Annotated in this window: 13 protein-coding genes; 7 read left to right on the top strand and 6 right to left on the bottom strand. The window is 51.2% G+C overall.

All coding sequences use genetic code 11. The features are described from left to right. The first annotated feature begins 85 nt into the window (after nucleotides 1-85). A complete protein-coding gene (mdtJ, locus tag IB222_RS12180) occupies nucleotides 86-451 on the top strand; it encodes a multidrug/spermidine efflux SMR transporter subunit MdtJ (protein ID WP_162623449.1) in 366 nt (121 codons plus the stop codon). Beyond that, nucleotides 438-767, top strand: a complete 330-nt coding sequence (gene mdtI, locus IB222_RS12175; protein WP_003832870.1) for a multidrug/spermidine efflux SMR transporter subunit MdtI — start codon at nucleotides 438-440, stop codon at nucleotides 765-767. The genes mdtJ and mdtI overlap by 14 nt, the downstream gene beginning before the upstream one ends. A gap of 34 nt (nucleotides 768-801) precedes the next feature. Here mdtI and IB222_RS12170 read toward each other — a convergent pair whose 3' ends face one another. The 5 genes from IB222_RS12170 to msrP all read right to left on the bottom strand — a co-directional run bounded on the left by IB222_RS12170 (nucleotide 802) and on the right by msrP (nucleotide 5,593). Further along, the gene (locus tag IB222_RS12170; RefSeq protein ID WP_148362003.1) at nucleotides 802-1,623 is read right to left on the bottom strand and encodes a serine protease; all 822 of its coding nucleotides are present in this window, start codon (nucleotides 1,621-1,623) and stop codon (nucleotides 802-804) included. A 270-nt stretch (nucleotides 1,624-1,893) separates the two neighbouring features. Further along, nucleotides 1,894-2,289, bottom strand: coding sequence for an acid resistance repetitive basic protein Asr (gene asr / locus IB222_RS12165; RefSeq protein ID WP_048214236.1), 396 nt, complete (start codon nucleotides 2,287-2,289; stop codon nucleotides 1,894-1,896). A 137-nt stretch (nucleotides 2,290-2,426) separates the two neighbouring features. Next, nucleotides 2,427-3,914: a carboxypeptidase M32 gene (locus tag IB222_RS12160; protein WP_149384289.1), complete on the bottom strand. Its 1,488-nt coding sequence runs from the start codon at nucleotides 3,912-3,914 to the stop codon at nucleotides 2,427-2,429. Between the two features lie 47 nt (nucleotides 3,915-3,961). Continuing rightward, nucleotides 3,962-4,588: a protein-methionine-sulfoxide reductase heme-binding subunit MsrQ gene (gene msrQ, locus IB222_RS12155; protein WP_149384288.1), complete on the bottom strand. Its 627-nt coding sequence runs from the start codon at nucleotides 4,586-4,588 to the stop codon at nucleotides 3,962-3,964. Further along, entirely contained in the window at nucleotides 4,589-5,593 is a 1,005-nt protein-coding gene (gene msrP / locus IB222_RS12150; RefSeq protein WP_003832879.1) for a protein-methionine-sulfoxide reductase catalytic subunit MsrP, read from the bottom strand. A gap of 189 nt (nucleotides 5,594-5,782) precedes the next feature. On the opposite strand from msrP, the gene IB222_RS12145 reads away from it, so the two are divergent. The 3 genes from IB222_RS12145 to IB222_RS12135 all read left to right on the top strand — a co-directional run bounded on the left by IB222_RS12145 (nucleotide 5,783) and on the right by IB222_RS12135 (nucleotide 8,822). Further along, entirely contained in the window at nucleotides 5,783-6,505 is a 723-nt protein-coding gene (locus IB222_RS12145; RefSeq protein ID WP_008784719.1) for a response regulator transcription factor, read from the top strand. After that, nucleotides 6,502-7,992: an ATP-binding protein gene (locus IB222_RS12140; RefSeq protein WP_063941572.1), complete on the top strand. Its 1,491-nt coding sequence runs from the start codon at nucleotides 6,502-6,504 to the stop codon at nucleotides 7,990-7,992. The genes IB222_RS12145 and IB222_RS12140 overlap by 4 nt, the downstream gene beginning before the upstream one ends. A gap of 143 nt (nucleotides 7,993-8,135) precedes the next feature. Beyond that, nucleotides 8,136-8,822 (top strand): type II CAAX endopeptidase family protein, encoded by a 687-nt coding sequence (locus IB222_RS12135; protein ID WP_003832885.1) that lies wholly within the window; start codon nucleotides 8,136-8,138, stop codon nucleotides 8,820-8,822. A gap of 33 nt (nucleotides 8,823-8,855) precedes the next feature. On the opposite strand, the gene IB222_RS12130 is transcribed toward IB222_RS12135, so the two are convergent. Then, a complete protein-coding gene (locus IB222_RS12130) occupies nucleotides 8,856-10,109 on the bottom strand; it encodes an MFS transporter (protein ID WP_003832886.1) in 1,254 nt (417 codons plus the stop codon). Between the two features lie 107 nt (nucleotides 10,110-10,216). Between IB222_RS12130 and IB222_RS12125 the strand changes: the two genes are divergently transcribed. Beyond that, nucleotides 10,217-11,116, top strand: coding sequence for a LysR family transcriptional regulator (locus tag IB222_RS12125; RefSeq protein ID WP_149280920.1), 900 nt, complete (start codon nucleotides 10,217-10,219; stop codon nucleotides 11,114-11,116). A gap of 128 nt (nucleotides 11,117-11,244) precedes the next feature. After that, nucleotides 11,245-12,465 carry a sugar metabolism global transcriptional regulator Mlc gene (gene mlc / locus IB222_RS12120; RefSeq protein ID WP_048226542.1) on the top strand — a complete coding sequence of 407 codons (1,221 nt, stop codon included), beginning with the start codon at nucleotides 11,245-11,247 and terminating at the stop codon, nucleotides 12,463-12,465. Nucleotides 12,466-12,562: the final 97 nt, after the last annotated feature.

Below are 12,562 nucleotides of genomic sequence, written 5' to 3'. Positions count from 1 at the left end.
CGCTGTGCGCTTAGCTAACTAATTTTATTTTTTGGTTTACTGCATGCAGTAGGCCTAAAGGACTATATTCTCAAGCAGGAGAAGCATCATGTTTTACTGGATATTATTAGGTCTGGCCATCGCGGCTGAAATTACTGGCACGCTGTCAATGAAATGGGCAAGCGTCGGTCATGGTAATTCGGGCTTTATTTTAATGCTGGTAATGATCGCCTTATCGTATATTTTTCTCAGTTTCGCCGTTAAAAAAATTGCCCTTGGTGTGGCCTATGCCTTGTGGGAAGGTATCGGTATTTTATTTATTACGCTGTTTAGTGTGTTGTTATTTGACGAAACCTTGTCCACGATGAAAGTGGCTGGACTGGTCTCGCTGGTATTAGGCATTGTGCTGATCAAGTCTGGTACTCGAAAACCTGCCAAAACGAGCAAAGAGGTGACCCATGCAGCAGTTTGAGTGGGTTCATGGTGCCTGGCTTGGCATGGCCATCGTGCTGGAAATAGTCGCTAACGTCTTTTTGAAGTTTTCAGATGGATTTCGCCGCAAGATTTATGGCGTGCTGTCGCTAGCTGCCGTGTTAGCGGCCTTTAGCGCGCTGTCGCAGGCGGTAAAAGGTATTGACCTTTCTGTTGCCTACGCCTTGTGGGGCGGGTTTGGGATTGCCGCGACGTTAGCGGCTGGTTGGGTGTTGTTTGGTCAGCGCCTGAATAATAAAGGCTGGATTGGCGTGGCGCTGCTGCTGGCCGGAATGGTGATGATTAAACTTGCCTGATATCCGTGCTGCCCGTTAATGCGGGCAGCATGTGTTACTCCTTCGCCAACGCTTCCAACTTATCGCGAAAACCGGTCACGGATATGGCGCGATTATCGGCTCGCCAGCGATCTTTCGCCGCTGGAGCGGAGCTTTGTACGCCAATCAACTGCCAGCCTGAATCTGTCTTCAGCATCAACGGTGAACCGCTGTCGCCCGGGAGCGTGTCGCACTGGTGTGACAAGACGGTATTCTGCGCCCAGCCGGTCACTACACAATCCTGATGGGTGTACAAATCGTCCAGATGATCTTCCGGATAGCCCGACTGTGTGACTTTACGATCGGCGGTTTTCAGTGCCGCGGTTAACGCCGCTTTATCACCTTCGAATAACGGTAGGGGGGTGATCCCGGAAGGCGGGTAACGCAGCACCACCAGACCAAAATCCCACGGGGCAGCGGATGGCGGCACAATCCAGCCTTCGCCATCGGCTTTTAAACGCTTACCGAGTGAGGGATCAACCCGTCCTTCGATTCCATGGATTTCATAGCGCCAGACACCCTTTTTCGACACAAAGCGTAACGCGACGGCTTTATCCGGTTTGCCTTTCGGTGGGGCGAGCAAGCAGTGTCCGGCAGTCAGGGCCAGATGCGGTGAAATGAGCGTGGCGGTACACAGATTACCACTGGCTGTTTCCAGTTGTCCGATAGCGTCCCATGGTGATTGCGTTGGATCAGTCACTTTTGTGCGATCGTCATGACCAAAAAACAGCGTTTTTATGTTTTCTGCTTCAGCGGTGGTCGTTGCTGGCTGATCCGCATGCGCAACAACGGGAAAAAAACAAATTGAGCCCAGTAATACAGCAATGGTTTTATGCATATCACACTCTGGTGGGGAATTATGATTATAAACAGCAAAACCTCAGTTAATACTATAGACGGGACGGCGAGAAAGTGGGAGTAAAATCAGATAACTACACTCAGGAAAGATAAAAATGCATGGCGATGAGGGCGCAAATTATCAGAGTAATAAGAATGAACTCAAAGCGGTAATGTGACACCATTTTACCCTCCGAAAGGCGGCGCTACATCAGGTCGATCTAGCGCCGTATGCTATGGCGTGGGGGACGCCATAGTGACTACAAATGCGTTATGCTGCAGGTTGAGCTGCTGGTTTAGCGGTGTCGTGTTTTACGGCTTTTTTGGTGTGTTTTTTAGCGGCCTGAGCTTTCTGCTCTGGTGCTTTTTGTTCTGCTGCTGGCTTGGTTGCCGCTTTTTTGGTGTGTTTTTTAGCAGCCTGAGCTTTTTGCTCTGGCGCTTTTTGTTCTACAGCCGGTTTAGTGGTGGATTTTTTAGCGTGTTTCTTGGCAGCCTGCGCTTTCTGCGGCGCTGCTTTGTGCTGTTTTTTATGATGCGTGGTTTTTGCCGGCGCTGCTTTGGTGGTTGCAGCAGCAGTCGGAGCGGTAGTAGCAGTTGTCTCAGCAGCAAACGCGGCAGAAGACAGACCCATAGCAGCGGCAACAACCAGAGCTAATACTTTTTTCATTCTCATACCCTCGATTTGGTTTTTCATTCAACCCCACTGCGGGGCCGTTGAAATAACTATATCGCTGTAATCAGAGGGCTTCCGTGAGTCATTGGTTTCGGCGTGTAACGATATGTACAATGACTCACGGTATGAGATTACAAATAGCGGGTTTCCAGATGAGCGCGGAAATAACGGCTGCTGAGCGGTTCGCCGGTGGCCTGGGTAATAAGCTGTTCAGTGGTAAAACGGCTGCCATGCTGCCAGATGTTCTGACGTAGCCAGTCAAACAGGGGACCAAACTCACCTTGTGCAATAGACTGATTCAAATCAGGCAATGCGCGGTTAGCGGCACTGAACAACTGCGCCGCATACATGGCGCCCAGGGTATAGGAAGGGAAGTAGCCAAAGCCGCCATCGGTCCAGTGAATATCCTGCATACAGCCGTTACGATAGTTTCCGATCGTTGACAGCCCCAACCAGGACTGCATTTTTTCGTTCCACAATGCCGGGATATCATCCACTTCAATATCGCCATTAATAAGCGCACGTTCGATTTCATAACGCAGGATCACGTGAGCGGGATAGCTTACCTCGTCGGCATCAACACGGATAAACCCGGGCTTGACCTGCTGGTTCCAGGCGATGAAATTGCTTTCTTCAAACGCTGCCTGATCGCCAAAGTGGCGCGTTACAGCCGGAATCAACCGCATCAGAAAGGCTTTACTGCGTCCCAGCTGCATCTCAAAGAACAGACTCTGGGACTCATGAATGGCGGTTGAGCGTGCCAGAGCAATAGGTTGCCCAGACCAGCTGCGTGGCAGGTTTTGCTCGTAGCGCGCGTGACCGGTTTCATGGATCACGCCAAACAGCGCGCTGAGTAATTCGTTTTCATCATAGCGGGTGGTAATGCGAACATCTTCTGGTACGCCGCCACAGAAAGGATGTGCACTGATATCCAGCCGACCAGCGGTAAAGTCGAAACCTAGCTGTGCCATTGTTTCAAGACCCAGCTCTCGCTGTACAGCTGTTGGGAAGGGACCTACCGGGGCGATGAGCGACTGCTGAGACTGCTTTGCCACCACCTTGTTCAGCAGATCGGGCAGCCAGCTTTTAACGTCCGCGAAAAGGACATCCAACTGAGTGCTGGTCATTCCTGGTTCAAAGATGTCCAGTAGCGCGTCATACGGCGAACAACCTTTAGCTTCTGCGCGCAGTCGGGCTTCTTCGCGGCTGTACTTCACAACCTCTTTCAGGTTATCGGAAAATCCTTCCCAGTCATTAGCTGGTCGCTGGCTACGCCAGGCATGCTCACAGCGGCTTCCCGCAAGTGATTTTGCTTCTACCAACGATTCGGGTAACAAGGATGCCTGGTGATGCAATCGCGACATTTCGCGCAGGTTCGCCTGTTCTACATCGTTGAGATCTTCCTGTTGCGCTGCGGAAATCCACATTGCCACTTTCGGATCGGTTAACAGTTGGTGCTCAAGCACGCTCAGCTCGGCCAGCGCTTCGCCTCGGGCTTTACTGCCTCCTGGCGGCATCATGGTAAACATGTCCCAACTGGCGATTGCCGAGAGGTGGGAGAAGCGAGAGAGCCGCTGGAACGTGCGGGTGAGCTGATGGTAATTATCATTGTTACTCATTTTTTGTTCTCGTTCTGTTTAGGTGTGGTTAAGAAGTTTACCGTGATTCACTCACTTTTCATAAACACACCTTTGTACCCGGTTTTCCGTAACAGCTTTTTATAGCGAAAAGCCAGCAGAACCACAAAACAGATGGCGTAGATAATAGGGAGCGGTGATAACACTTTTACCGACCACAGATAATGCAGCGGTAGCAAAATGGCGGCCAGGTAGACGTAGTTGTGCAATGTTTGCCAGCGTTTGCCCATTTTACGCTGAGCGGCTTGTGTCGAGGTCAACGTCAACAGGAATAAGATAATCCAACCGGACATACCCAGCATTAGCCATGGGCGTGAAACCAGTTCACGACCCAACAATCCCAGGTTTTGTATACCCAGTTCCAGCAGAGCATAGCTGGTAATATGCAGTGTGGCCCATGCAAAGCACCATAAACCTAACAACCGCCGGGTACGAAATAACAAAGGCTGCTTTGCATAGCGTGCGAGCGGCGATACCAGCAGGGTAGCAAGCAAAAACTTCAGCGCGGTAATTCCCGTAAAGTGCTGGATATCTTTTCCCGGGTCGGCACCCAACCAGCCATGCTGCGCGGCCCAGAAGAGCCATAGCAGGGGTAAAAAACCGGTGAGATGCAGCAGCACTTTCAGGCCGGTTATCTGTTTTGCAGTCAACCTCACTTAAAAATACTCCCGAAGATCCATGCCCTGATATAACGATGCCACCTCATCGGCATAACCATTAAAAGGTAACGTGGGCTGTCTCTGTACATCAAGAATGCCACCGGAACCGATAAAACGCTCAGTAGCCTGAGACCAGCGAGGGTGATCAACCTGCGGATTTACGTTGGCGTAAAATCCGTATTCATTTGGTGCTGACATATTCCAGGTCGTCGGCGGCTGCTCACGCGTCAGCTTAATACTGACTATCGATTTAATGCCCTTGAAGCCGTATTTCCAGGGTACGGTCAGGCGTATCGGCGCCCCGTTTTGCGGTGGCAATGCTTTGCCATATACGCCTACGGTGAGAAGTGTGAGTGGGTGCATGGCCTCATCCAACCGCAGACCTTCGACATAGGGATATTTCAACCCACCGCCAATAAAGCGGTCTTTCTGACCCGGCATTTCATCAGGGGCGTAGCGTGTTTCAAAAGCGACGTATTTGGCGTGACTGGTTGGCTCAACCAGCGCCAGTAATTTATGCAACGGAAAACCCACCCACGGCACAACCATCGACCAGGCCTCAACGCAACGCATCCGATAAATACGCTCTTCTAATGGAAAGCGTGTGGTCAGCGCATCATGATCCAAGGTTAAAGGTTTGTTGACCTCACCGCTGATGGTTAACGTCCAGGGATCGGTTTTCAGGCTACCGGCATTGGCGGCAGGATCGGCTTTATCCAGACCAAATTCGTAGAAATTGTTGTAGCCCGTCACCTTGTCTTCTGGCGTCAGTGACAGGCTGTTTTGCCAGCGCTCGGGCTTTGTGAACTCAAGCGCTTTGCCTGCGGGGGCCGGTGGACGATCGTTGCCTTTAAACCAATCCAGCAAATTAGCCTGTGTAGGGGAGGACAGCGTGGCCGCAGCAGCACCTATCCCAAGTGCTTTGAGGATCTGTCGTCGTTGCATAAAAAATACTGACTCGGCTGTAACATCTGCTTCCCGAAGTGGACGTTTTTTTAGCATGACTTTTCCTTCTTATTTTCATGTTAAGGAAAACAAAGCGACGTTTCCCTGTTGATGTCTGACGTGTCTGTAACGACATACTGCTCGCATGCGTATCCCTGGATCCTCACGAAAAGTTAAAAATTTTGTGATAACTTCCGCCCCTTGCCTGAGGTAAGCTTTCAGCACGACGAGAGGGGGATGACACTGATGGCAGGCGCGAAAAAGATATTTTTGGTGGAAGATGACAGCGATATTGCCTCACTTTTGCAGCTTAGCCTGAAGGATGAGGGTTACGAAATTGTTCATGAGGCAGACGGAGCTCGTGCGCTTGAACAACTGGAGAAACACGTCTGGGATGCCGTTATCCTCGATCTGATGCTGCCGGGTGTCGACGGGCTGGAGATTTGTCGTCGCATTCGCCAAATGAGTTTTTATTTGCCCGTCATTATCATCAGCGCCCGCACCAGCGAAACGCACCGTGTATTGGGGCTGGAAATGGGTGCCGATGATTATCTGGCCAAACCTTTCTCGGTGCTGGAGTTGATGGCCCGGGTAAAGGCGTTGTTTCGCCGTCAGGAAGCGATGAGTCAGAACTTACGTATGGAGGCGGGGATTATCACCGTTCATGGCGTAGAGATTGACCCATTAGCCCGGGAAGTCCGGCTGCATGGTAAATCGCTCGATTTAACGCCGCGCGAATTCGATCTGCTTTATTTTTTCGCCCGTCATCCAGGCGAGGTCTTTTCGCGTCAGGCGCTGTTAGATCAGGTGTGGGGCTACCAGCATGAAGGGTATGAGCATACGGTGAACAGTCATATTAATCGCCTGCGGACCAAAATTGAAAAGGATGCTGCGGAGCCGGAAATTATTCTCACGGTTTGGGGACGAGGCTATAAGCTTGCTGCGGTTAACGCGGAGCATCAGCCATGATTTATCGCCTGTCGCTGAGCCAGCGTCTGACCCTCGTCTTTACCTCCATTATGCTGATTTGTGCGGTTACCGTCAGTGTTGTCCAGATCCGCAGCAGTAAACAGTATGGTGACGCCATGGTGCAAAGGCTCTCGCTGGAGCTGGCGAGCAAGATTGTCAAAAGTGAGTCGCTTATTGATACCAGCGGGCAGATTAATCGCCAGACCTTAAAAGGATTGTTTAATCACCTGATGACGCTCAACCCCAGCGTGGAGCTGTATCTGATTTCACCGTCAGGTGAAATACTTGCTGATGCCGCACCGCCCGGGCATATCCAGCGGCAGAAAATTAGCGTGCAGCCGATCCAGGATTTCCTTAACTCAGATGCGTTGCCCGTCTATGGCAACGATCCGCGTAGCAGCCAGCAAAAGGTATTCAGCGCAGCGCCGGTTTTATATAACGGTGAGCTACATGGCTATTTGTACATTATTCTGCAGGGTGAAGACCTGAATATGCTGGCGAATACCGCCTGGCAAAAAACGCTCTGGAATACCGTGGCCTGGACGTTAATACTGGTTTTATTAGCTGGTGCAATCGCTGGATTCCTAGTGTGGCGATGGGTGACGAATCCAGTGAAAAGGCTGACTGGGCAGGTGGTCAAACTGGAACAGGACAGCATTAGCGTCATCAAACAGCTGGCGCAAAAAAATCCCGAACCGGTACCGGAGAATGAAATAGCGCTGCTGAACAATGCGTTTATCGAGTTAGCGCAGAAAATTGCCCAGCAGTGGGATTTATTAGCAGACAGCGATCGTCAGCGCAGAGAGTTTATTGCCAATATTTCGCACGATTTACGCACGCCGTTGACTTCACTGTTGGGGTATCTGGAAATGCTGTCGCTGAAAGCCGATACGATGACGCCTGAGGAAAATCGGCATTATCTTAGCATCGCGCTGCGCCAGGGGCATAAAGTTCGCCATCTGTCACAACAGCTGTTTGAGCTGGCAAGGCTGGAGCATGGCGGTATAAAACCGCAGCGTGAACGTTTTGCTATTGGTGAATTGATCCAGGACGTGGCACAGAAATTTGATCTCCCTGTTGCCACGCGTCATTTGCAGTTGCACCTTGACGTAACGGGGCCGTTACCGCTGGTGAATGCCGATTTATCGATGATAGAAAGAGTCGTGACGAATTTGCTGGATAATGCTATCCGTCATACGCCTGACGGAGGCGAAGTACGGCTAAAAGTCTGGCGTGATGAAGACCGTTTATTAGCCGAAGTGCAGGACAGTGGGCCAGGGGTAGAAGAAGCTGTGCGAGAAGTATTGTTTCAGCGCCCGACCGCGTTAATTCCCCGTGAGCAGCGGGCTGAGCGCGGCGGTCTGGGCTTACTGATCGTGCGTAGAATGCTCGAGCTGCATGGAGGGGATATCCATCTGGTTAGCTCAACGGCAGGGGCTTGCTTCCGTTTCTCGTTGCCGCTGGCGGATTCTCCTCTGAGTAGCTGACGGTGAAATTCCGGAGTAAAGAGGGTTTTGGCATTGTACCCATGGGCATTGCGTAAAAGTTGGTAGGTTGTCAGTGATAATGAGAATTTTTATCATACATAGGTAATTCATCAACTTATCTTCGATGAGCGCAAGGAGATCGTATGTCACAGGATGCCGACAACCTGTATATCGCCAGGACCAAAGCAGTTGCTGGCTGCTTTTCAATGTTTTTACTGATGTTTGGCCTCACGTTTACCCCGTTGTTTTTCCCCGCGAGTCAGGACCTGCTTGCCAAAGGGTTACTTTTTCCGCTGCTGTTTGCGCTGGAATTTGTTGTGCTGGTTCCGCTGTATTATTTCTTCTTTAGAAAAAGAGAGGGACTGGGCAAAGGCATTTTCAACGCCAGGTGGTTTGCCATTTTGTTCGCGGCGCTGCTGTTTATTCAGCTTATCCTGCCATTGATTTTGGGTCTCAGACAAACTGAAGCGTGGGTGACCAGCCAAATATCCTTAAGTAGTTATGCGTTGTGGTTATCTACGTTGACCCTGATATTTATCGCGCCAGTTTATGAAGAAATTGTTTTCAGAGGCTGTTTATTCAACGCGTTCCAGTACTGGTTCAATAATAAAACCTGGCTGTCGTCAGTGGTGGTATCGGTCATTTTTGCCATCATGCATACGCAGTATGTGGATCTACGCACGTTGCTGATGTTGTTTCTTGTGTCGCAGGTGTTGATCCTGGCCAGACTGAAAAGCAACGGTCTGTTGATGCCAATTTTGCTGCATATAGTGATGAACGGGACGGTTGTTGCTCTGCAGATGGCGGCTCAGACGTTACAGCCAGGGTGATGAAGGTGATGCCCGGAACCCGGGCATCGTGGATTATACGTGCAGACGATGGTGCAAACGCGCACCGACCAGCAACGCCAACACCAGCATCAGGGCGATAAATCCGCCCACACCGTTCCAGCCATAGCTGTGCCAGAACACACCGCCCAGCGTACCGGCAATACTGGATCCCAGATAATAGCTGAACAGATACAGGGAAGAAGCCTGGCCTTTAGCGCGTTTTGCTCGTGGTCCAATCCAACTGCTTGCTACGGAGTGCGCGGCAAAGAACCCGGCTGAAAAGAGCAGCATCCCGGCGAAGATCAGCCATAGCGATGTGAACAGGGTCATTAACAGTCCAACCAGCATCACGCCTGTTGAAAAGAGCATTACCGGGCCACGGCCATAACGAGTGGTCATAGAACCCGCCTTTGGCGAACTCCAGGTCCCAGTCAGATACGCCACAGATAACAAACCTACAACCGCCTGGCTGAGCTCCCACGGGGAGAGCATCAGGCGGTAGCCGATGTAATTAAACAGCGTGACAAACGACCCCATCAACAAAAAACCTTCCGCAAACAGCAGCGGCAAACCTTTGTCGCGCCAGTGCAAGCGGAAGTTGATAAACAACGTTTTCGGGCGCAGCGACGTAGGTCTGAAATGACGGGATTCCGGTAAGATTTTCCAGAACATCAGTGCAGAGGCAAGGGCAAAACAGCCGATCGCCGCCAGCGCGATACGCCAGTTAAAAAAGTCGGTAAACACGCCGCTAATTAAGCGACCACTCATTCCGCCAATCGAGTTACCGCTGATATACAGGCCCATTGAGAAGGCGACGAAACTGGGATGAATTTCTTCACTCAGATAGGTCATCCCTACCGCCGCGACGCCGCTCAGTGAAAGTCCTATCAGAGCACGCATGATTAAAATACCGTGCCAGCTGGTCATCATCGTTGAAAGCAGCGTACAACAAGAGGCGAGCAGCAGCGCGGTAACCATCACCGGCTTGCGGCCAATAGCATCTGAAAGTGGGCCGGTAAACAGCAACCCTATCGCCAGCATCGCCGTTGAGATGGAAAGCGAAATACTGCTGCTGGCGGGAGAGACCCCAAACTCGTGCGAAAGCACTGGCAGTATGGGTTGTACGCAATAGAGGAGGGCAAAAGTCGCCAGCCCGGCGGAAAACAGCGCCAGCGTGACGCGCATAAATGGGGATGTTCCGCGTTTGATAAAACCATCCGGCGGGGTAACTATCTGTTCATCAACATCGCTTGTTGGCGCGGTATCGACAGTTGTTGTACGGCTCACTTGAAATCCTTGCTCATTCAATTACGTCTACAGGACCAGCCATAAGAGTATGAAAATCACAATATTCTGTCTAATATATTAATAATCTCAAATAATATTTTAAAAATATGAATATCGAACTGCGTCATTTACGTTACTTTGTGGCCGTTGCCGAAGAGCTGCATTTTGGTCGGGCGGCGGCGCGGTTAAACATTTCGCAACCGCCGCTAAGCCAGCAGATCCAGATCCTTGAACAGCAGGTTGGCGCCCGGTTACTTGCCCGAACTAACCGTAGCGTGGCGCTGACCTCTGCCGGAAAGCAGTTTCTGGCGGACAGTCGGCAGATCCTCGGGCTGGTTAATGAAGCCGCCGCCAGGGCTGAGCGTTTGCATCTGGGAGAAGCAGGGGAATTGCGTATTGGCTTTACGTCGTCCGCGCCGTTTATCAAAGCGGTTTCAGATACGTTATCTCTGTTTCGCCAAAGCTACCCGGCAGTGCATATGCAAACCCGTGAAATGAACACACGTGAGCAAATTGCCCCGCTCAATGAAGGAACGCTGGATTTGGGACTTCTGCGCAATACGCAGCTACCGGATACGCTGGAGCGTGAAATCATTCTGCATGAACCACTGATGGCAATGATCCCACGTGCGCATCCGTTGGCGCAAAAACCCGTGGTTACGTTGGCCGAACTGGCGAATGAGCCATTTGTCTTTTTTGACCCCCATGTGGGGACAGGGTTGTATGACGATATTCTGGGCCTGATGCGTCGCTATGGACTGAAACCGACGATTGCGCAGGAGGTTGGTGAGGCGATGACTATCATTGGGCTGGTGGCCGCAGGATTAGGGGTTTCTATACTTCCTGCTTCTTTTAAACGGGTGCAGCTGTATGAAATGTGTTGGATCCCGATAGCGGAAGAAGATGCTGTCTCGGAAATGTGGTTAGTGTGGCCAAAGCATCATGAGCAAAGTCACGCCGCGCAACGCTTTCGCGAGCAGCTTCTGGCGGCCGTTCAGAGCGGTTAATTTAGTTTAAAAATGGGCGAAAATGTGCAGTAAATCACAAGGCTAAGTAAAAAGTTGACGGAAGCCATTGAAGTGCTTCACCATAGCCCGCAGATTATTTCGGAGCGCGAAAATAAAGGGAGTAAGTGGTGGTTGCTGATAGTCAGCCTGGGCATATCGATCAAATTAAGCAGACCAATGCGGGCGCGGTTTATCGCCTGATTGATCAGCTGGGTCCGGTATCGCGTATTGATCTCTCTCGCCTGGCACAATTGGCGCCTGCCAGCATTACCAAAATTGTCCGCGAAATGCTCGAAGCGCATCTGGTGCAAGAGCTGGAAATCAAGGAAGCGGGGAGCCGTGGGCGTCCAGCCGTTGGGCTGGTTGTCGAAACGGAGGCCTGGCACTACTTATCCATTCGTATCAGTCGCGGCGAGATTTTTCTGGCGCTACGCGATCTGAGCAGCAAACTGGTGGTTGAAGATTGTCTTGAAATGGCGCTGGTCAGCGAAATACCGTTGCTGGATCGCGTGATAACGCAGGTCGATCAGTTTTTCATCCGCCACCAGCAAAAGCTGGAGCGCTTAACCTCCATTGCCATCACCTTACCCGGCATTATTGATACTGAAAACGGTATCGTTCATCGCATGCCATTTTACGAAGATGTCAAAGAGATGCCGTTGGGCGAAGCGCTTGAGAACCATACCGGTGTGCCGGTGTATATTCAGCACGATATCAGCGCCTGGACGATGGCCGAGGCGCTTTTTGGCGCATCGCGCGGTGCGCGTGACGTCATTCAGGTGGTGATCGATCATAACGTGGGTGCCGGGGTGATCACTGACGGCCATTTGCTGCATGCAGGCAGCAGTAGCCTGGTGGAGATTGGCCATACGCAGGTCGATCCCTACGGTAAACGCTGCTACTGCGGCAACCATGGTTGTCTGGAAACAATCGCCAGCGTCGACAGCGTGCTCGAATTGGCGCAGGTGCGGCTGAAGCAGTCAATGAGTTCTTCTCTACATGGACAACCGTTAACGGTAGACGCGCTGTGTCTGGCGGCCATGCAGGGTGATTTATTGGCGAAAGATATCATTAGCGGCGTCGGGACCCACGTCGGTCGAATTCTTGCCATCATGGTGAATTTGTTCAACCCGCAAAAGATATTGATTGGCTCTCCGCTCAGTAAAGCGGCAGATATCTTGTTCCCAACCATCGCTGACAGCATTCGTCAGCAGGCGCTTCCGGCTTACAGTCAGCATATAGTCGTTGAAAGTACCCAGTTTACCAATCAGGGGACGATGGCAGGGGCGGCACTCGTGAAGGACGCGATGTATAACGGTTCTTTGTTGATTCGTCTATTACAGGGTTAACATTTTTTAACTGTTGTACGAAAAATTGCGCTATCTCAAGCTGATCCTGGTCGTCATACCTTAGACTTTCTCCACTGTTTTATTTTCCTGACTTATA

Source organism: Citrobacter sp. C13, from assembly GCF_014596815.2.
GTDB classification, from domain to species: Bacteria; Pseudomonadota; Gammaproteobacteria; order Enterobacterales; family Enterobacteriaceae; genus Citrobacter; species Citrobacter portucalensis.
This window is presented reverse-complemented; position numbering and strand designations above follow the sequence as displayed.

Coding starts and splice junctions, on each gene's coding strand:
- mdtI (WP_003832870.1), top strand. CDS start 438: ATGCAGCAGTTTGAGTGGGTTCATGGTGCCTGGCTTGGCATGGCCATC.
- IB222_RS12170 (WP_148362003.1), bottom strand. CDS start 1,623: ATGCATAAAACCATTGCTGTATTACTGGGCTCAATTTGTTTTTTTCCC.
- asr (WP_048214236.1), bottom strand. CDS start 2,289: ATGAAAAAAGTATTAGCTCTGGTTGTTGCCGCTGCTATGGGTCTGTCT.
- IB222_RS12160 (WP_149384289.1), bottom strand. CDS start 3,914: ATGAGTAACAATGATAATTACCATCAGCTCACCCGCACGTTCCAGCGG.
- msrP (WP_003832879.1), bottom strand. CDS start 5,593: ATGCTAAAAAAACGTCCACTTCGGGAAGCAGATGTTACAGCCGAGTCA.
- IB222_RS12145 (WP_008784719.1), top strand. CDS start 5,783: ATGGCAGGCGCGAAAAAGATATTTTTGGTGGAAGATGACAGCGATATT.
- IB222_RS12140 (WP_063941572.1), top strand. CDS start 6,502: ATGATTTATCGCCTGTCGCTGAGCCAGCGTCTGACCCTCGTCTTTACC.
- IB222_RS12135 (WP_003832885.1), top strand. CDS start 8,136: ATGTCACAGGATGCCGACAACCTGTATATCGCCAGGACCAAAGCAGTT.
- IB222_RS12125 (WP_149280920.1), top strand. CDS start 10,217: ATGAATATCGAACTGCGTCATTTACGTTACTTTGTGGCCGTTGCCGAA.